We start from the raw sequence: 19,459 nt of genomic DNA, 5'->3' as shown, positions 1-19,459 counted from the left end.
GCGCGAGCCTGTTACGTGCGTTGCCTTACCAACCCCAGCGCACCCCAGCCTTGCCGTTCACCCCATGCAAGCGGCGGTCCGCGCTGACCTGGTAGCCGAGGCTGGCATAGAACACGCCGTTCTTCGCCACCTGCGCCGTGAGGCCGCCCGTCAGCTCCAGCGTCGTGCTCGGCAGTTGCGACGTGAACGGCACGAAGCCACCATCCGGCGACGACATCTGTGTGCCCGTCTCACCGCGGAACTCGTGCCACACATTCGCACGCACCCACGCGGTGTGCTGACGTTCCGGCGATTCACCCCAGCGCTTGCTCGCGCGCACGCCCAGGCGGCCGAGCATCGAGTTCACCGAGTTGAAGCGCACATCGGCAGCACCGTCGTTGGCATCGGCAAACGCGGCACGCTGATACACGAGCTGCGCTTGCGGCTCGACACGCCATTGCTGCGACAGCGCGATCGGGTAGCCCGCCTCGAGCGATGCGGCGTAACCGAGCGCATGCGTCTTCAGACCGTTCACGCCGTGCGGCGAGGCATCGGCGTCGTAGCGCGTGCCCTGCACCACGCCATCCAGATACCAGCCTGACGGACCGAAGTGCGTCCAATACAGGCCGACCGTGTTGGCGTTGACGGTGTCACGGCCGGCGTCTGCGCCATCGGCGTGCGTCACGTCTGCCGCGATGCGGCCGGTGGCGAAGTAACCGCCGGCATGGTCGTGGCTGCCGTCCTCGCGCTGGCGCTGGTAGACATCGGCACCGACCTGCACGCCGCCGAAGTCGTAGCTGAACGCCGGGCCTTGGTTACCGTAGATACCGTTGCCATCCGACATGCGGCTGCCCTTCTGCGCGATCACGCGTGCCCAGCCGGTGCGCAGCACGGGAGATGTGCCTGCCGGTGCGGTGGCCTGGTTGCTCTCTTCACCCACGCGTTCGTGCAGCGTATCGAGCAGCGCGCGGCCGTACAGCAAGGTCAGCGACGGAATGGCGGTGTAGAGAGAGACTTCCGGACGCAATGCCGCTTGTGTGGAGCCCGTGCCAGCGCCGCTGGTGCCCTCGGTTGCTGTCTGCAGAGTGCGCAGATACCAGCTGTCCGCACTGGCCGAGCCACCGCGTTGCAGCGTGTATTCGTACGGGCCGGCGACCACACGGTTGGCGAGTGCGAAGGCATTGGCCTGCGTGGACGCGCCATTGATCGCGCTGACGACTTCGATGCCATCACCCGTGGTTCGCGCACCGGCGCCGCCGGCATTGGTGACGCGCACCGCCGTATTGCCGCTTGCCGTGCCGCCCGAAATGACGAGCTTGTCTGTCGGCGAGTTGTCGGTGCCCAGCTTGGTGTTGATGGCCAGCACGCCGCCATTGCCGACGTAGTTGCCGTTGACCACCAGCTTGTTGCCGACGCCTGCGCCACCAACCTGCACCGTGCCGGCGTTATTCAGCGACCCGTTGATCGTCAGGCTGCCGCCGCCAGCGTTGGCAAACGCCGCCAGCGCATCGGCCACGGCCACCGTGCCGTTGTTCGTGACGGCGCCGTTCACGGTGCCGTAGCCGCCCAGCGTGGCGTTGGCCGCGATCTGGACAGTGTTGCCGCTGCCGCCCGCCATCGGCCGCAGGCTCTGCGGCGCATTGGCGGCCGACACGCCGAGCGCGGCACTGGCGTGTGTCGCGTCGCCGATGGCCAGCGCCCCGCTGGCGACCAACGTGTCGCCCCGGATCGCGTTGTTGGCGGTGAGCACGGTCGTGCCCGTGCCGGCCTGCGTGATACCACCCGTGCCGGATACGGTGCCGCCGAAGGTGAACACGTCCGATCGGTTGAACGTCAGTGTGCCGTTGTCCACCACATTGCCCAGGACCGAGCCCGACGTACCACCGTTACCGAGTTGCAACGTCCCCGCAGAGATGGTCGTGCCGCCCGAATAGGTGTGATCTGCCGTCAGTACCGTCGTGCCGGTGCCGCTCTGATTGACCGCGCCCGTGCCGGAGACCTGACCACCATACGTGTACGTATCGGATCGGTTGAAGGCCAGCGTGCCGTTGTTGGCCACGTCGCCCACGATGCTGCCCGACGTGCCGCCATTGCCGAGTTGCAGCGTACCGGTGGCGATGGTGGTGCCGCCCTGGTACGTGTTGTCGCCCGCCAGCACCAGCGAGCCGCTGCCGGCCTTGGTGAGCGCCCCCGCACCCGAAATGCCCTGGTTCACAGTCGACGTAAAGCCCTGGGTGTCAATCGTGCCGTTGGCATTGGTGATGCTGACGGCGCGCGTGGCGGCCACATCCACATTGCCCGTCAGTTGCAGCGTGCCGCCGTTGAACGTCAGGCCGCCCGTAGTGCCGCCCAATGCGCTGTCCGCACCGATGGCGAGCGTGCCTTGCGTGATGGTCGTGCCGCCGCTGTACGTATTGCCTGCACCGAGCGTGAGCGTGCCCGTGCCGGTTTTCTCCAGCGCACCTGCACCGACGATCTGGCCGGCATAGCTGCCATCCACGTCCTGCTGGAAGCGCACCAGGCCGTTGTTCGTCACGGCCTTCGTCACGCTCAGCGCGTCGCCTTGCAGCGTGCCCCCGGCGTCCACCTGCATCGAGCCGGTGTAGGTGCCGTTGTTGCCTTGCAGGATCAGCGTGCCTTGCTGCACCTCCGCATTGGTGACGCCCATGCTGGCGAGCGTCTTGGACAGCGTCCACGTGCCGCTGTCCTGCTTCTGCAGCGTCTGGAAGTTGGTGATGGTGCCCAGCGTCGCGCTGTCGGTGCCGTTGAGCGTGATGACGTTGGCACCGCCGCCGCCGTTGATGCTGCCGCTCACCGACGAGCCGGTATAGAAGTGCAAGGCATCATTGCCGCCCGCAAAGATCAGGTTGCCGATCACCTTGCCGCGGTTGGTGAAGTCGACTGACCCGTTGCCCGACGCGCCCATCACGTTGCCGTTGGCGACGTCCGTCTGGATCGTCCCCGTGGCGTTGTTGATGACCGTGTTGCCGCCGGAGGTGTTCTGGAACCAGATCGCCGCGCCGTGTGCCGATTTGATCAGGCCGTCATTGACGATGGTGTTACCCGTGCCTTCAGGGTTGACAGCCTCTCCGCTCAACTGTGTGCCGTTGGCCAGCACCTGCGCGCCTTGCTGCACCGTCAGCGTGCTGTTGTTGCGGAAGTCGATCGCATTGCCGCCCGTACCGTAAAAGCCGGAGTTCGACACGGCGTTCGCGCTGACCGTGCCGCCGGTTTGCACCGTGATGTTGGCGTTGTCGCGCAGGGCAATGGCGCTGGTGTCACCCACCGCCAGCGTGCTGCCGTTCTGCACTGTCACCGTGCGGTTGTCTTCTGCCGCCACGTTGCCGGTGCCGACGGTGGATGTGGTTGGGTTGGGTGCCGCCGTATCGCAGACGGTGGTCTGCCCGGTGGTGGTGCAGTCTGCATGCGCAAGCGCCCCAAACAAGGCGAATGGCGAAGCAACAAGCGCGATGGAGACAAACTGAAGCCGCCCGCGGCGGCGCTGGAACAATGGCGTAGACATACGTTTGCGTCCGCGCGCACGCGAAAAGAAGCCGCTACGTCTGTCCCCCCGGACAGACGTAGCGCGATTTGCGCAGACTTCCCCTTCTTATCTTTGATGGTTTGATGAAGTCCAACTTCCCCGGTGGGCCGATCATCTCGCTAAGGTTGTCTCTGAACCTGCCCCGTCTTTAGCGGTGCACATGCCAGACCAACTCATCGCTACGAGCATCAGCCCTGTCCGCGCGACTTGACCCACTGCGTCTATTTTTTAAAGTGTTGCGGACGGCGTGATTCTAGGAATGCCAATCAATAGCGATGTACAAAGAATGTAAAAATCAACGGTATTTGAGAATGTGTTCCTTCCCAACATCGAATGAGCCGCGTTTTATTTCCATTCAATAAAGAAAGAAGCGAAGAGCCTCTGCCAACCCAGGATTCCAGCGATGCCCCTTTCTCCGCTGTTGAAAGAACAAATGAGAAGCTGCGATGAATTGCGCGATGAAAAAGACGCCTCGTGTATGCGCGCGTGGCGGTGGAATGCAATCGGCGTGTTGATGCTTGGCATCTTCGTCATCGCGCTGATCTGTGCACCTGCATCAGCCCAGGAAATCGTCAACGATCTCTCTGCAAAACCAACTGGCCGGATTCACTTCAACAGCGCCACCCCCAAGAGCAAATGGGAGCTGGTGCATCGCAAGTTCGACAAGTCGCCCACGCCCATCTGGGGCACGTTGTATCTGCCCGAGAACCTGCAGGGCCGCGTGCCTGCGATGGTGATTTCGCATGGCTCGGCGGGGCCGCAGCCAAAGGACGTCGACCGGTGGGTGCGGCTGTTCAACCAGATGGGTATGGCCGCGTTCGTGGTGGATTCGTTTGGCCCACGCGGCATCACCAACACGATGGACAACCAGGCGCAGTTGAACCCCGCAGCCAATGACGCCGACGCGCTGTTCGCGCTCAAGCTGCTGAGCACCGATCCGCGCATCGACCCGAAGCGCATCGGGCAGATCGGTTTCTCGCGCGGCGGCGGTGTGGCACTGGACATGACGCTCGATGCGTTCCGCAAAGGTGTCATCGATGACGACACCCGGTTTGCAGCGCTCATCGGCTTCTACCCTGGGTGCTCTGCACTCTGGTGGGAAGTGCCGCCGCCACGGCTGGCAGGTGCCCCGCTGATGCTCGCGCTGGGCGAGAAAGACGACTACACGCCCGCGCAGCTCTGCCGCAATGCCGCCGAGATCATGCAGCGTGACGGGCAGGCCGTTGACGTGCACGTCTACCCCAGCGCGTATCACGACTTCGACAACACGCGTGCGTACTTCAAGTACTTCCCCGGAGCGACCACGGCGCGCGAGTGCCCGCAGACGATGATCGACGTACAGCACGATGCGTACTACCACCTGCAGACCGGCGAAAAGTACGCCAGCCTGCAGGCCATGGAGGCGGACTACAAGCGCTGCACCGTCCGGGGCGTATCCACTGGCGCCAACCTGGACCAGGCTCAGCGCGCGGAGGCCGACGTCAAAGCGTTCCTGACGAAAGCCATGGCTCTGCCGCCGCGCTGATGTAGGGACCTCTACAAGATTGCAGCGGATATGACGCACGCCTATGCTGCCGTCATGACCGCCTCCCCCGATTCCTGGCTGCTCCTGATCGTCAGCCTGCCCACTGCCCGAGCCACCGCGCGCATGCGTATCTGGCGCGCCATCAAGGCCATCGGCTGTGCGGCCTTGCGCGATGGCGTCTACCTGCTGCCTGGGCGCGCCGAACACGCGGCGCAGCTCAATGACCTGGCAGACGAGACATTGCAGGAAGACGGCCAGGCCTGGGTACTGCGCGTGCAGGCCAGCGACGCGGCGGAAGACGCGGCCTACCGCGCCCTGTTCGACCGCACGCCCGACTACGCTGACTGGCTGGCCGAGCTTTCTGAAGCGCGCAAGACGCTCCCCGACTTGCCCGCCTCCGAGCGCAACCGGCTGCTGCGCCGCCATGCCCGCGCCTACGAGGCCATCCGCAAGATCGATTTCTTCTCTAACGAAGCGACCTTGCGCGCCGATGCGCAATGGCGCGACTTTGCTGCGGCGGCCGAAGCCACGCAATCGGCGGGCGAGCCGCGCGCTGCTTCTGGCGGCATTCCCCGTCGTGATCCAACCCAATACCAGGGGCGCCTGTGGGCAACACGCCGGCATTTGTGGGTGGACCGCGTTGCCAGCGCGTGGCTCATCCAGCGCTTCATCGATCCGCACGCGCGGTTCCTGTGGCTCGACAGCCCGGCGGATTGCCCTGCCGATGCGCTCGGCTTCGATTTTGATGGCGCAGCGTTCACGCATGTTGGCGAGCGCGTTTCGTTTGAGGTGCTCATCGCCAGCTTTGGGCTCGATGAAGACGCCGGGCTCGCGCGGCTGGGCGCCATGGTGCATGCGCTCGACGTGGGCGGCGCGGCCACGCCTGAAGCCGGCGGGTTCGAAGCCATCCTTGCGGGCGCCCGCAAGCGGCTGGCGGACGACGATGCCTTGCTCGCGGAGATCGGCATCGTGCTCGATTCGTTGTATGTGCATTTTTCCGGCAGCCGGAAAACATGATCGCAGTCACCCATCGCAGGTAGCTTATGAACATTGCCCTAGAACGCCCAGCCTACACGCTGCGCCAACTGGTGTTGTACTTCCTCCGGCTTGGCGCACTGGGCTTTGGCGGCCCGGTGGCGCTGGCCGGCTACATGCGCCGCGACCTCGTTGAAGCGCGCCACTGGATCACCGAAGCCGACTACAAGGAAGGCCTTGCGCTTGCCCAGCTCGCGCCGGGGCCGCTCGCTGCGCAACTGGCCATCTACCTCGGCTACGTGCACTACCGCATCGTCGGCGCCACGCTGGTCGGCATGGCCTTCGTGCTGCCCTCGTTCCTGATGGTGGTGGCGCTGGGCTGGGCCTATGTGCGCTTTGGCGGGCTGACGTGGATGCAATCGGTGTTCTATGGCGTGGGCGCGGCAGTGATCGGCATCATCGCCATCAGCGCGCACAAGCTCACCACCAAGAGCGTCGGCAAAGACAAGCTGCTGTGGGCTATCTACCTGTTGCTGGCGGCGGTGACCGTCGTTACGGAGTCCGAGGTGGCGTGGCTGTTTCTGGCGGCCGGCGTGCTGGTGTGGTTCTGGCGCGCGCCGCCCAAGTGGCTGCGCCAGGGCCGCATGAACGCGGTTGCCGTCACACCCGTGGCAGCGGCCAGCGGTTTGCTCGGCACGATCGATTGGCCCTTGCTTGCGCAGCTTGGCGCGTTCTTCGCCAAGGCGGGGGCGTTCGTATTCGGTTCGGGGCTCGCCATCGTGCCGTTCCTCTACGGCGGCGTGGTCACGGGGCACCACTGGCTCAACGAAAAGCAGTTCGTCGACGCGGTGGCCGTGGCGATGATCACGCCCGGCCCGGTCGTCATCACCGTCGGCTTTATCGGCTACCTGGTGGCGGGCCTGCCCGGCGCGTGCGTGGCCGCGCTTGGCACGTTTCTGCCGTGCTACCTGTTCACCATTCTGCCGGCGCCGTACTTCAAGAAGTACGGCAAGCTGCCTGCCATCCTGGCCTTTGTCGATGGCGTAACAGCAGCAGCCGTGGGTGCCATTACCGGCGCGGTAATCGTCCTGGCCAAGCGCTCGATCGTCGATGTGCCGACGGCGCTCTTGGCCGTGGCCACAGTGTTGCTGCTGGTGAAGTTCAAGAAGCTGCCCGAGCCGGTGATCGTGGCGGGGGCAGCGTTGCTTGGCTTGGGACTGTATCCGCTGCTGCATCGCTGACACACGATCGGCGGTGCCCTGCCGCGCGCCGCAATATCTTCGGCGCACCGCAAGCGTTTGCAACCCAAATGGGTGAGACCACACTCACCCCTGCGGCGTTACGATTGGTTTCAAATCGACCAAAGTGCCTGCCATGGCCAGGACTATGCTTCGGGCACCCCCACCCGAGGAGATAACCATGAAAACAACTTATCGGAACATCCTGCTTGCATTGCCTCTGCCGTTCCTCATCGCTGCATGCGGCGGCGGGGATGGCGGTACAGATGCCGGCACGGGCACGCTCCATGTCTCGATGACGGACGCACCGTCCTGCGGCTTTGATCACGTCTACGTCACGGTCAACAAGGTGCGCGTGCACGCCAGCGCGTCGGCCGCCGACACCGACGCCGGCTGGACCGACATCGCGTTGGCCACACCGCAGAAGGTCGATCTGCTCTCGCTCACCAACGGCGTGCTGACTGATCTCGGTACGGCGCCGCTGCCCGCCGGGCAATATCAACAACTGCGCCTGGTGCTGTCTCCCAATCAGGGCAACACGCTGGCCAATTCCGTGGTGGTCACAGGCTCGTCGACCGAGCAGGCGCTGGCCACTCCCAGCGCCGCGCAGAGCGGCTACAAGATCATCCAGCCCTTCACGGTGCAGGCCAACACGCTGGTCGATCTGGTGCTGGATTTCAATGCCTGTAAATCCATCGTGCAACAGGGCAATGGCGGCTACAGCCTCAAGCCTGTCGTCACGGCAACGCCCACGGTCGTGAGCGGCTCGATTACCGGCTACGTGCCCGCCGCACAGGCCGGTGCCACGGTCTATGCCGAGCAGAACGGTCAGGTCATCCGCGGCACGGTGGCGGACTCCACGGGCAAGTTCGTCCTGTCTCCGCTGGTGCAGAGCAGCACCAATGGTGCATATGACGTGGTGATCGTAGACAACGCGCTGCCGACCGGCCACGCCACGGGCATCATCCGCACCGTACCTGTCACGGCCAGCACCACAACCACGGTTTCCACCACCGGTGCGCCGATCACGCTGCCGGCCTCCACCACCAATACCGCCTCCGGCACGGCCACTGCATCAGCGCAGGCCACGCTGCGTGCCCTGCAGACGGTGAGCTCGGTGTCATACGAGATCACCTCGGCCAATGCCAACCTCGATACCGGCGCGTACTCGCTGGCGTTGCCTGCAGCCGCGCCGCTGGTCGGCACGTACAGTGCGACGCTGCCGATTACGCTGTCGGCGGTGTCGGCATCGGCGGGCCAGTATTCGGTCCAGGCCACCAGTGCATCGGGCACCACGCTGAGCAATCCGGTCAACGTTTCGGCCGGCAACCAGACCGGCATCAACTTCAGTTTCTAACCAGGGAAAAAAGGGGCGGAGCCCGCCCCCTCACAACACAATGAAGAACATCATCCTCATCCTGTCTTTGGGCGCATCGCTGCTGGGCGGTTGCGTCTATCTGCCCGACGATGGCCCCGTCATGCGCCCACAAGGCGGCCCGGGCAACGGCTTCTGCCCGCCGGGACAGGCGAAGAAGGGCAATTGCTGAGCCGTTGACTCAGCGCTCGCGCAACAAAAAAGCCGGTCTGCGTGACCGGCTTTTTCTTTGCTGCGTTGCGGCGCTTACTTGCCCTTGCCCGCGCGCTTGTGCTGCGTGGATTTGCCATGTTGATGCGCACGGTCTGCCGCACGCGCCTTGCCTTTATCGCGGTCCATGCTGTCCGGGCCGTTGGTATTGGACATGCCGTGGCTGCTCATATGTGCAGCAGAGCCGCCACCGGCGTTCCCGCCCTTGGCCTGCGCCGACAGCGAAACGGTGCACAGCGCGGCCATTGCGGCTGCCACCATCCATTGTGCTCGGGTCATCTGTTTCCTCCTTCTCGTTTTTGGTTCCACCGATTGTAGGGACGCGCAGATGAGAACGTGCATTTGAGTGCAACCAAACGTAACGGCAACCGCAGGTGCACCGCACAAGGGGATGGGCGGGGGATGAGCGCCGCGAGGCGTCACCTCACTTCCACTTGGCGCCGATCTCCGCCAACCCCGCTTTCTGCAGATCCTCCGCACTCATCACGATGCGGAACTCACAGTCTGCGTTGAACAGCAGAAACCATGGCTCCGCCAGTGCGGGAATGTGCGAAGCCGATTCCACGTTGACGATGAGCACCGCACCGCGATGGCCGTTCTGCTCGGTGAAGTACACGGCCTCGGGCTTGCTCTCGGCCATCACGCGCGGAATCAGCTCGGCGATGGAACCGTCGCGCACGTAGGTGTTGAAGGGTTCGTGCGGAATCCGCACGTTGACGAGCATGCGCATGATTTGCCTCCTGGGTGATGGCCAGGGCAAGCGCCGCGACAAAGCCGCCACGGTCATGCATGGCCGAACACCGTAGGTATAGGACGGGCGCCGCGTTTGCGTTATCAGCCGTTGGCTAGGCGAGATGGCGTAGACGCCAGGATGAGGGCGGAGCGATCCCGCCCACGTTTGCCTATCAATCCAACAGCATCAGCGCCTTCGGCACAACGTATTGCTTACCGTCATACGCAAGCCGGTACGTTGTGCGCTGCGGCTTGACGTCGTGCGTCTGGCATTCGCCGGCCTTGTCGACCGTGTTGGTGGATGCGGACTTGGTTTCCGACACGGCGATATCGGCGTACCCGTTGTGGGTGTCCGATGCCATGTTCAGCGTGCGCTTGGTTTGCTCGAACGCGCCGGCGCAGTTGGTATCCCATTCACCGCCGCCGCTCTCCACGACAACGCCGTTCAGCACCGGCTTCAATTGATTGCCCTGGACGGTGTAGAGCCATAGATCGGTTTCGTTGAACGGATTGGGCCGCGAGTCGCCCTCTTTGACGATGCGCACCCCGAATGCCCTCTGCCCAGGCGCGAGCACGTAGCGCGCGGTATCGAACGTGACGGACCGGATGCGCACCGCATCGTCCGACATACGCGCTGGCAGGCGCAGACGTTGCCGGATGCTGCCGTTGCCGGTGTCGAGCACGAACAATTCAAGGTCGCCTTCATTGGTGCCCGCGTCTGCGTCTTCCTGCTGCATGAGCGGCACGGCCATGAGCGTGAGTTCCGGGTGCGCGGGCCACGTGCGGCACACCACCGCATGCGGGCTGAACGCCTCCGATAATTGGATGCGCGCGTCGCCGACCTTGTAACCACGGTCTGCACGTTTTGCGGCGGGGTAAGCCCGCTTGATTGCACTTTCCACCTGGGCGGTACAGGCGTCTTCAGCAGCGTGGAGAGTTTGCGCGGCAAGCAGCAGACCAGCAGCGCACAGCAGGGGGGTCAGGCGGGCGTGTTTCATGTCTGTTGATGTTGTTGGTGAGCGTGTTCACTTCGGCATCGGCTCGTAATGCACCTTGCTGCGCCATTTGCCATTGACGAGCGTTTCCACGGTGACTTTCATCTTGTCGCCGCCGCCCTGCGCGTCATCAATGCGGCGTTCAACGGCGACGGGTACATCGTGTTCGACGGCGTACGTCGTGTGCTCGTGATAGCAGCAACCGCTCTTCGCCCACGTGCGCAGACGCTTGTTCTTGGTATCCACTTCAAAGAACCCGAGCGTTTCCAGAATGAGCCCCGTCATCTCACTGTTGCGCACAAAGCGCTGCGCCTGCGCATTGAACAGATAGACGTCATAGCTGGGGCCACCGTAACTGCCCTCGTTGCCGGTCTGGATGCCGAAGTCTTCCTGGCCGTCGAAGTTGAAATCGCCAACGTTGATCACGCCCTGGTCGTCATAAAGCCGCGTCGAGTTGACGAGCGGTCCCTTCTTCCCCTTGGGCAGCGTGACAAACACCTTCGGCAGGTTGATGACCTGACGCACGGCGCGCTGGCCCTTGTCATGAATGACCAACTGGGCAGGCCCTTCGCAGGTGGTGTCCTCGTTGCTGCTTTCCGCCGGGCACGCTTCGAGCATGCGCAGCACGAAGTCGTGCTGCTTGGCGATCGCCTTCAGGGGGAACACCGGGCCATCCACGCGCTCGCCCGGATCGGGAAACGCGGGTTGCGATTTCACCTCGTCAATGCGCGTGCGGTACGCCTCCCTCAACGCTGCCACGTCGATCTGGCCCGACGGCGCACGCTGCTTCAGCCATTCGCGTTGCTCGGCCTTCAACGCATCGGTGTCGGCGCCGTGCTTTTTCAACGCAGCGCGGTACACATCGGCCAGTTGGCTATCCAAGGCGGAGAGCTGTGCGTCATTGCAGATGGCGTGCTCGATGGGGCTGCGCGCGGCGGCGCAATCAAAACTGGCTGCATGCGCAGCCGTGGGCAACAGAGCGATGGCAAAGGCGATGGCGGCGCTGCCGCGATATGGCGTCATTGGATCAATCCTGGAAAGCCGAGATGAGCGTGTGCGCGATTGTGCTGGGGAATTGGCCCGTGTGGTGTGCCTTCTCCGCACATGGCCGCTTTCATCCCGCGCCCCGTGCGGCACGGCAAGACTTTTCCTACCATGGCAACCACCCGGCTGTGAAAACCACGAGGTACGCAATGGTCCTTCCGATGCACATCAATCAGCCCCGCCCGACACGCCGTTCCGCCAACCAGGCAATGCGCCGCGCCGTGCGCGCGTTATCACTTGCGGCGCTGCTGCTGCCCTTGGCCGCATGGGCGGCCGACCCCGTCGACGACGCGCTCCAGCAATGCCTGAAAAGCCCGCGAGGCAGCACGACGGCCGGTATGACCGAGTGCACGCACACCGCCTACCAGGCGTACGACCGCCAGATGAACACGCTGTATCAAGCGGTCATGAGCAAGACGGACCCCGCCTCCCGCCAAGCCATCCGCAACGCCCAACGTGCATGGCTGGCCTATCGAAACGCACAGCGGACGGCCGACAACGCACCGTGGCGCGCAGACAGCGGCTCAATGGCGAGCCCCGATATCGAAGGGCTGAACGTGGAGGCAATCCGCGCGCGCATTGCCGAGCTGGAGTATTACCCGCACTAGTCGGGCTGCAAGAACGCCGCTGTGGATAACTCCCCCTCCCCCTGTGAATAACTCCAGGGACAAGCGTGTTGGTTCTCCGGGGTCAGTGGGCAGACAGCACGGGAACAACTTCCCACCGGGTCGACAGGGTCAGACACGATCCCCCGGACTCATCCACGCAACAGCACACACTGTCCGATGAGTTGTCCGTTCTACAAGTCTTTGATGTAAAAGCGCTTTTGGTGCTTATCCACAGGACTTATCCACCGTTATCTACTACTACTATCTGTATACATAAAGAAGTAAACCTATAAACCCTCTGTCGGGCATCGAGCCCGTGGCTGGGTTGTGGGCAAAGCGGCATGCAGGTGCAGGCCATTGGCGATGCACCCCGGCAACAACGTCAAGTGCTCCCCCGGTTGTTCCCCGACGTCGCCCGTCGATTGGAGCCTTGCTGCAGTCCAATATTTCTAATATATTGGAAATATGGAAGAAAACGACGCTATCCGATCCCTCGCCGCGCTGGCCCATGGCATTCGCCTGCAAGTGTTCCGCATGCTGGTGGTTGCGGGGCCAACAGGTCTGACGCCAGGCGCGATTGCCGAACAGCTCGACGTGCCGGGCGCCACGCTGTCGTTCCACCTCAAGGAACTGACAGCCGCGCGCCTGGTGACGCAGGAGCGCGACGGCCGCAACCTGATCTACCGCGCGGCCTATGACCACATGAACGCCCTGCTGGGCTTCCTGACCGCCAACTGCTGCCAGGGCGAAGCCTGCCTGGAACCAAACGCCACCGCCTGCAAGTGCTGAAGGAGCATCCCCATGAAACGATTTCACGTCCATGTCCACGTTGACGACCTGAGCAAGAGCATCGCCTTCTACTCCAAGCTGTTTGCAGCCGAGCCGACGCGTGTGGAGACCGACTACGCCAAGTGGATGCTGGATGACCCGCGCATCAACTTCGCCATCTCGACGCGTGGCAGCGCCGCGGGCGTGGACCATCTTGGCTTCCAAGTCGATGACGCTGCCGAGCTGGCCGAGCTGAAAGCCCGCGCCGAAGCTGCAGACATGGCCCTATTGGACGAAGGCGAAACCACCTGCTGCTATGCCCGCAGCGACAAGCACTGGATTACCGACCCGCAGGGCATCGCGTGGGAGCACTTCCATTCGCTGGGCAACATCCCGGTGTTCAGCGAAGACAAGAAGGAAGAAGCCGCGACGGAAAGTTCTGCCTGCTGCGCACCGCGTGCCCCGAAAGGTAAGCCGATCGGTATCGCAGTGAAATCCGACGGCGGCTCATCCTGCTGCTGACAGCGAATCGAACCCATGACCACCAACGTCCTCATCCTCTGCACCCACAATTCCGCACGCAGCGTGCTGAGCGAAGGCATGCTCAACCACTGGGCCAAACAACTCGGCAAAGACGTGCGCGCCTACAGCGCCGGCAGCGCACCGAGCGGCCGCCTCAACCCGTTTGCACTCGAAGCCCTCACCAACGCAGGCATCGATACCACCGGCTACCGCAGCAAGAGCTGGGACGAGTTTGTTGCAGACGGCGCCCCGCAGATGAGCATCGTTATTACCGTGTGCGACAGCGCCGCAGCCGAGACCTGCCCGTACTGGCCCGGCAGTCCCGTGAAGGTGCATTGGGGCTATGCCGACCCATCCAACGCGCCGGGCGGTGACGAAGGCAAGCGCCAGGCCTTTGAGCTGACACGCCAGGCCATCGGCTACCGCATGCTGCAACTGCTGGCCCTGCCGCTGGACACGCTTAGCAACGCCGAGCTTCAGGCCGCGCTTGAACGCATTTCGCAAAACTGATCTGAAGCCTGTCCAATGACTGCATCCAACGTAGCGCCACCAGCACAGGCCGCCGCACAGCCCGCCATCAATTTCTTCGAGCGCTACCTGACCGTCTGGGTGGCGCTCTGCATCGTTGCCGGCATCGTGCTCGGCCAGGTGCTGCCAGGCCTGTTCCAGCAGATCGGCCGGATGGAATACGCACAGGTCAACCTGCCGGTCGGGTTGTTGATCTGGGTGATGATCATCCCGATGCTGGTCAAGGTGGACTTTGGTGCGTTGCATGAGGTGCGTCAGCACGTCAAAGGTATTGGCGTCACGCTTGTCGTGAACTGGCTCGTCAAGCCGTTCTCGATGGCGCTTCTCGGCTGGCTTTTCATCCGCCACCTGTTTGCGCCGATGCTGCCGGCAGACCAGATCGACAGCTACATCGCGGGCCTGATCCTGCTGGCCGCAGCGCCGTGCACAGCGATGGTGTTCGTGTGGAGCCGGCTGACGGGCGGCGATCCGCTGTTCACGCTGTCGCAGGTCGCGTTGAACGACAGCATCATGGTCATCGCATTCGCGCCATTGGTTGGTCTGCTGCTGGGCATGTCCGCCATCACGGTGCCGTGGGCGACGCTGCTGACTTCGGTCGCCCTCTACATCGTCATCCCTGTGATCCTCGCGCAGATCTGGCGCAAGATGCTGCTCGCGAAAGGCCAATCGGCGTTCGATGCCGCAATGGCGAAGATCGGCCCGTGGTCAATCGCTGCACTGTTGGCGACGCTGGTGTTGCTGTTCGCATTCCAGGGCGAAGCGATCCTGAAACAGCCGCTGGTCATCGCCCTGCTGGCGGTACCGATCCTGATTCAGGTGTTCTTCAACTCGGCGCTTGCGTACTGGCTTAACCGGGCCGTTGGCGAGAAACACAATATCGCGTGCCCCTCCGCCCTGATTGGCGCATCGAACTTCTTCGAGCTGGCCGTTGCGGCGGCGATCAGCCTGTTTGGTTTCCATTCCGGTGCAGCGCTGGCCACCGTCGTCGGCGTGCTGATCGAAGTGCCGGTCATGCTGCTGGTCGTGCGCATTGTTAACCGGACGAAGGGCTGGTACGAGTGCCGTAGCTAGCAGTACACGTTTCGATCTAGCTCAGCGCCCTCCTGGTCGTTCGCGGCGAACCGCCAAAGTTCGCAATGCCGCGAGCGGCCCCCCCTCCCCCATTGAATCGTCTGGCGAGCGGTCACAGCAGCCCTAACGCCTGAGGCGCTAGCGCACGCCGCCCCCCTCTCCTTCACGCTTGCGCCGCGCCGGGCGCGTACTACTCTTTACGAGGCCTGCGTGGCGCGCTGTTATCTGGCGCGTACGGCCCGTACCCCAACGACCCGCTAAGCGGGCCGGTCCCCTCGGCCCCCGCCAGCCGCACCCCCCGGAGAGAACAGCCATGCGAAAACTGTTTGCAGCCGTCGCGCTCATGCTTGCCATGACGCCCTTTGCGCAAGCGCAGGTAAAGCCCTATCCGCCGGGCTTCCGGCACCAGAACATCCAGACCGACGGGGCGACGCTGTTTGTGCGCGTGGGCGGCAGCGGCCCGGCCGTGGTGTTGCTGCACGGCTTTGGCGACACGGGCGACATGTGGGCGCCCCTGGCGGCCGAGCTGGCACGCACGCATACCGTGGTGGTGCCGGATCTGCGCGGCATGGGGTTGTCTTCGCACCCCGAAGGCGGCTATGACAAGCGCACCCAGGCGGGTGACATTCGCGCGGTGCTCACCAAGCTGAACATCGACCAGGCCGATGTGGTCGGCCACGACATCGGCACCATGGTGGCGTTTGCCTATGCGGCGCGTTATCCGGACAAGACCACGCGGCTGGTCGTGATGGATGCGCCCGTGCCCGGTGTGCCGCCGTGGGAGCAGATCGTCCGCTCGCCCAAGCTCTGGCACTTCTCGTTCGGCGGCCCCGATGCCGAGCGGCTCGTCAAAGGCCGCGAGCGCATTTACCTCGACCGCTTCTGGAATGAGTTTGCCGGCGACCCTTCCAAGATCGACGAAGCCACGCGCGTCCACTACGCCCGCCTCTACGCCAAGGCGGGCGCCATGCATTCAGCGTTTGCGCAGTTCCTGTCGATCCCGCAAGACGCGGAGGACAACCAGAAAGCCATCGCCACCAAGCTGCCCATGCCGGTGCTCGCCATCGGCGGCGCAAAGTCCTTCGGCGAGAACGAGGCCATCGTCATGCGCAACGCCGCCTCCAACGTGCAAGAGCTGGTGATTCCGGATGCGGGGCATTGGTTGATGGAGGAGCAGACGCAGGCTACGGTGGGTGCGATCGTTAAATTCCTGGCGCAGTAGCCTCGGTCTTCTGCATTTTCGTCCTTGGTGTCTCACGCATCTCAACGAAAGGAGTCTCCAATGCAGCCAGTCGTCCGAGTTTCAATTCTCCGGTGTCCGCCGGACAAGTTTGCCGAGATGCGGCAGATGATGAACGACCTCGAAGCCGTGCTCCGGCCGGGTATCGAAGCGATGCGCGGGCTGGTCGCGTTTTATGTGGGCGAGGACGAGGCGACATCGTCGCTGTCGAATGTGAGCCTGTGGACCGACCTCGATGCGGCCAAGCAACTGGATACGTTTCGGCCGATGCTGGATTCGGCCAAGCCCTTTCTCGACAAGGGCGGCACGTTTGAACGGCCGATCATGAATTACCTGCCGATGTGGGAGTTGAAGCCGGTGGGGAAGGTTTGAGGGTTTGCAAATAGATTCCCCTCCAAACACCGCACACCATGGACTCCGTTTATGAAATGGCCCGGAAGCGCAATGTTTCGATTGCGCGCTTGCAAGCACTTGAAGTCGCGACGATTTCTGTCGATTGCGCCAAGCCTGTCGACGTCGGGTTCTATGCAAAGGAGAAGATGCGCTTCGTGAACCCGCTGTCATGGCTTCCGAAAGCTGAGATCCGCCCCGGCCTTTTTGCGTATGGCAAACAAGCGCCCAACGTTGCTCACGCGGTTGCCGCAGACAGTGACCTATGCGCTGCGCTGAATGTCCTTTTGACACGCTACGCGTTCGCCGTCGAATGGTGCGATGCGTCCCTGCACGCCCGCGTGAACACCTGGGCCGGGACGATCGACGGAGATTCCACAGGCGGTGAGCGCTTCTTGTCCAACCTTGAAACCGCCGCCAGACACCTTGGCGATATCGCGCAAGGACGCAGCCAGGTCGAAGCCAACTTGGCGACGCGAGCCTTCGGCCCGACGTGGTTCCGCAATCGCGCCATGGTTGGTGGATTACTGACAGGCTTTCTAGGTGCCTTCCTGCTTTTGTTCGCGATCGTTGGGTTGAGTGCACTCCGGCGGATGGTGCATTGAAGGCGCGCGGATCGCCGCAACCCCTGTTCAACCCATCTGTGCCCACATGAACATCACATTGAAGTTGGCTGGTTGCCTCGTCCTCCTGACCGCGTGTTCGCACGCAAGCGCGCTTACACCCCCGCGCCTCCCTTCGGAAGTCAGAGCGTTCATTGAGGAACGGAAAATCTGTGACCACTTTCGTGGAGAACCAGCCGAGGGCGACAGCCCGGAGCAGGTAGAGCGAAGAGAATTCCTGATCGACAGCTGGGACATCTACTGCGCTGGCACTGACAAGCGCCTTGCGGCGTTGAAGCGGCGGTATAAGGCCAACCCAACAGTCATGAGGCGGCTCAACGAGTTTGAAGAACACGTTGAGTGATGGGGTGGTCTTGGCCATGGTGGTGAGGGAAGCGACGACATGGCCATGGCATTCCCGCCCGTCACGGGAATGCATCAATCCATTGTTATTGGCCGTAGCCCCGCCGCTCTACGGCGGCTAACACGTCCCACGTTTGCGGATCGACTTCGCGTCCCCCGAGCGACATCGATACGTAAGCATCAATCGCATCCACAAAGCCTTTGATGAACGCTGGCGGGAATGCGTGTGCAGAGAGGTGTTGAAGCTGCTCACGCAGCATGCCCGGCCGGCACTGGCCGTGTGTGCACATGGCGGTGCGAGTCCGCTTGAGATACGCCTGCGCTGCGATGGCGCCGTTCAGGTAGGTGCGGTTTTTGGTGAGCCTGCCTGTGTCGGAGGACGTGGGCGTCGGACAAGGTGGTGCTGTTGGTGGGGATGGATACGACGCGATTCTCCGCGCCGTCTGTTCACTGCTAGACATAAGGACCTCTCGGAGATGGTGAAAGGCCCGACTTTCGTCGCTAAACGAGGGAGGCGGGCCCGACGATGGGGTTAGCGATCCGGCTCTCCGAGAAAACCGGTAGACCCGAAGGTCTCCCCACCCGGCCCGCCATAGAAAGCGCGCGAGTGTGCCGAGGCCTGCCGCGTGTGACGGCGGCCTCTTCGGAGAGTTACGGATCGCTAAACCCGTGCTGCCGTTGGTGCGGCAGCGGGGGAATTATAGCGATGGGGGGTACGCACCGGATTCTGATTTTCGTACGTCGACCTCTAAGCTCTGGCCGTCGAGCAAAAAGCCCCACACGCCGAGCTCGGAGCTCGGGCAGCCGAGCAAAAAGCCTCACACGTCGAGCTCCGAGCTCGGGCAGCCGAGCAAAAAGCCCCACACGTCGAGCTCGGAGCTCGGGCAGCCGAGCAAAAAACCTCACACGTCGAGCTCGGAGCTCGGACGGCCGAGCAAAAAGCCTCACGCGTCGAGCTCCGAGCTCGGGCAGCCGAGCAAAAAGCCTCACGCGCCGAGCTTCGAGCTCGGGCAGTCGAGAAACCCTCTCGATGTGTCGAGTTGTGAAGGCCGCATCAGATCATTCTGATTCTTCGCCCAAAACCCCCTCCTGGCATTGCGGACCAGCGCCGCAGCGGCCAATCTCCCGCCCTCGTGCCCTTGATGGCACGGCACAGCCAATTGATTTACGAGGAGTGAAATGCCGCAGAACTTGATTTCGTATCAGCTCACCTCGGCCGATCTGGCCGCTGTGGACGGCGCGCTGAAGACACTGGAAGACCGGCTTGCCAGCCTGATCGACCTCACCCCGGTTCAGCGCAGAACGCTGGTGAAGATGGGCGACAAGTCCGAAGCCTTCGCGCGCAAGGCCGTGGAGGTGCTGAACAACAACCCCAACGTGCTGCCCGGCAATTTCGACCTCGCCGAACTGCGTCGCGATCTCGCGGGCTTCGATCAGCTACGCAGTCGCCTCATGCGCGTGGCACGCATTCACGAACGCATGGCGGATTCGCACTTGGCGCTGGGCAGCGATGTGATGAGCGCCACGTTGGAGGGCTATGCGTTCCTCAAGGTGGCGGGCCAAGGCGAAGGGTTGGATGCGGCGCGGAAGGCGCTGGCGGTGCGGTTTAGTCGTGGAGCAAAGCGAAAAGACGACGAGCCCGACAGCAGTGGGGAAAGATCGCCGGATGAGGTGCGACGGGCGGAATAATCGTAGACGTGGCTGGATGATGCGGAGGGGTTTGGTACGAGACGGACGTGAAGAAAGCCTG

Annotated in this window: 20 protein-coding genes; 14 read left to right on the top strand and 6 right to left on the bottom strand. The window is 63.2% G+C overall.

The window, feature by feature from the left end; translation table 11 throughout:
- Window positions 1-25 precede the first annotated feature (25 nt).
- Window positions 26-3,502 carry an autotransporter outer membrane beta-barrel domain-containing protein gene (locus tag ACEN9T_RS25800; RefSeq protein ID WP_413707490.1) on the bottom strand — a complete coding sequence of 1,159 codons (3,477 nt, stop codon included), beginning with the start codon at window positions 3,500-3,502 and terminating at the stop codon, window positions 26-28.
- A gap of 535 nt (window positions 3,503-4,037) precedes the next feature.
- On the opposite strand from ACEN9T_RS25800, the gene ACEN9T_RS25795 reads away from it, so the two are divergent.
- The 5 genes from ACEN9T_RS25795 to ACEN9T_RS25775 all read left to right on the top strand — a co-directional run bounded on the left by ACEN9T_RS25795 (window position 4,038) and on the right by ACEN9T_RS25775 (window position 8,808).
- Window positions 4,038-5,048 (top strand): dienelactone hydrolase family protein, encoded by a 1,011-nt coding sequence (locus tag ACEN9T_RS25795; protein WP_413707489.1) that lies wholly within the window; start codon window positions 4,038-4,040, stop codon window positions 5,046-5,048.
- A 54-nt stretch (window positions 5,049-5,102) separates the two neighbouring features.
- Entirely contained in the window at window positions 5,103-6,065 is a 963-nt protein-coding gene (locus ACEN9T_RS25790; protein WP_413708512.1) for a chromate resistance protein ChrB domain-containing protein, read from the top strand.
- A gap of 26 nt (window positions 6,066-6,091) precedes the next feature.
- A complete protein-coding gene (locus ACEN9T_RS25785; RefSeq protein ID WP_092976846.1) occupies window positions 6,092-7,264 on the top strand; it encodes a chromate transporter in 1,173 nt (390 codons plus the stop codon).
- Between the two features lie 178 nt (window positions 7,265-7,442).
- Entirely contained in the window at window positions 7,443-8,618 is a 1,176-nt protein-coding gene (locus ACEN9T_RS25780) for a DUF4382 domain-containing protein (RefSeq protein WP_413707488.1), read from the top strand.
- A gap of 40 nt (window positions 8,619-8,658) precedes the next feature.
- Window positions 8,659-8,808, top strand: a complete 150-nt coding sequence (locus ACEN9T_RS25775) for a hypothetical protein (RefSeq protein WP_037031851.1) — start codon at window positions 8,659-8,661, stop codon at window positions 8,806-8,808.
- A 74-nt stretch (window positions 8,809-8,882) separates the two neighbouring features.
- On the opposite strand, the gene ACEN9T_RS25770 is transcribed toward ACEN9T_RS25775, so the two are convergent.
- From ACEN9T_RS25770 to ACEN9T_RS25755, 4 genes are all read right to left on the bottom strand, one after another.
- A complete protein-coding gene (locus tag ACEN9T_RS25770) occupies window positions 8,883-9,125 on the bottom strand; it encodes a hypothetical protein (RefSeq protein ID WP_024977175.1) in 243 nt (80 codons plus the stop codon).
- Window positions 9,126-9,270: 145 nt separating this feature from the next.
- Complete coding sequence (locus ACEN9T_RS25765; RefSeq protein WP_413707487.1) at window positions 9,271-9,576, bottom strand: panthothenate synthetase; 306 nt, start codon at window positions 9,574-9,576, stop codon at window positions 9,271-9,273.
- A 175-nt stretch (window positions 9,577-9,751) separates the two neighbouring features.
- Entirely contained in the window at window positions 9,752-10,576 is an 825-nt protein-coding gene (locus ACEN9T_RS25760; RefSeq protein WP_413707486.1) for a hypothetical protein, read from the bottom strand.
- Between the two features lie 27 nt (window positions 10,577-10,603).
- Entirely contained in the window at window positions 10,604-11,596 is a 993-nt protein-coding gene (locus ACEN9T_RS25755) for a lysozyme inhibitor LprI family protein (RefSeq protein ID WP_413707485.1), read from the bottom strand.
- A gap of 170 nt (window positions 11,597-11,766) precedes the next feature.
- Here ACEN9T_RS25755 and ACEN9T_RS25750 point away from each other — a divergent pair, with 170 nt between their 5' ends.
- The 8 genes from ACEN9T_RS25750 to ACEN9T_RS25715 all read left to right on the top strand — a co-directional run bounded on the left by ACEN9T_RS25750 (window position 11,767) and on the right by ACEN9T_RS25715 (window position 17,349).
- A complete protein-coding gene (locus ACEN9T_RS25750; RefSeq protein ID WP_413707484.1) occupies window positions 11,767-12,225 on the top strand; it encodes a lysozyme inhibitor LprI family protein in 459 nt (152 codons plus the stop codon).
- 465 nt (window positions 12,226-12,690) lie between these two features.
- Entirely contained in the window at window positions 12,691-13,014 is a 324-nt protein-coding gene (locus ACEN9T_RS25745; RefSeq protein ID WP_045205251.1) for an ArsR/SmtB family transcription factor, read from the top strand.
- A 12-nt stretch (window positions 13,015-13,026) separates the two neighbouring features.
- A complete protein-coding gene (locus ACEN9T_RS25740) occupies window positions 13,027-13,515 on the top strand; it encodes an ArsI/CadI family heavy metal resistance metalloenzyme (protein ID WP_092976830.1) in 489 nt (162 codons plus the stop codon).
- 15 nt (window positions 13,516-13,530) lie between these two features.
- Complete coding sequence (locus ACEN9T_RS25735) at window positions 13,531-14,025, top strand: arsenate reductase ArsC (RefSeq protein ID WP_413707483.1); 495 nt, start codon at window positions 13,531-13,533, stop codon at window positions 14,023-14,025.
- A 15-nt stretch (window positions 14,026-14,040) separates the two neighbouring features.
- Window positions 14,041-15,114: an ACR3 family arsenite efflux transporter gene (gene arsB / locus ACEN9T_RS25730; protein WP_413707482.1), complete on the top strand. Its 1,074-nt coding sequence runs from the start codon at window positions 14,041-14,043 to the stop codon at window positions 15,112-15,114.
- Window positions 15,115-15,427: 313 nt separating this feature from the next.
- Window positions 15,428-16,336, top strand: a complete 909-nt coding sequence (locus ACEN9T_RS25725; RefSeq protein WP_413707481.1) for an alpha/beta fold hydrolase — start codon at window positions 15,428-15,430, stop codon at window positions 16,334-16,336.
- Between the two features lie 126 nt (window positions 16,337-16,462).
- Complete coding sequence (locus tag ACEN9T_RS25720) at window positions 16,463-16,726, top strand: hypothetical protein (RefSeq protein WP_354533750.1); 264 nt, start codon at window positions 16,463-16,465, stop codon at window positions 16,724-16,726.
- Between the two features lie 38 nt (window positions 16,727-16,764).
- Window positions 16,765-17,349: a hypothetical protein gene (locus tag ACEN9T_RS25715; protein ID WP_413707480.1), complete on the top strand. Its 585-nt coding sequence runs from the start codon at window positions 16,765-16,767 to the stop codon at window positions 17,347-17,349.
- Between the two features lie 446 nt (window positions 17,350-17,795).
- On the opposite strand, the gene ACEN9T_RS25710 is transcribed toward ACEN9T_RS25715, so the two are convergent.
- Window positions 17,796-18,170: a hypothetical protein gene (locus tag ACEN9T_RS25710; RefSeq protein ID WP_413707479.1), complete on the bottom strand. Its 375-nt coding sequence runs from the start codon at window positions 18,168-18,170 to the stop codon at window positions 17,796-17,798.
- A gap of 718 nt (window positions 18,171-18,888) precedes the next feature.
- Between ACEN9T_RS25710 and ACEN9T_RS25705 the strand changes: the two genes are divergently transcribed.
- Window positions 18,889-19,398: a hypothetical protein gene (locus tag ACEN9T_RS25705; RefSeq protein WP_413707478.1), complete on the top strand. Its 510-nt coding sequence runs from the start codon at window positions 18,889-18,891 to the stop codon at window positions 19,396-19,398.
- Window positions 19,399-19,459 lie beyond the last annotated feature (61 nt).

The organism is Ralstonia sp. Ralssp110, assembly GCF_047325135.1.
GTDB classification, from domain to species: domain Bacteria; phylum Pseudomonadota; class Gammaproteobacteria; order Burkholderiales; family Burkholderiaceae; genus Ralstonia; species Ralstonia mojiangensis.
The sequence above is the reverse complement of the archived record's forward strand: the minus strand, read 5'-3'. Positions and strand labels throughout refer to the sequence as shown.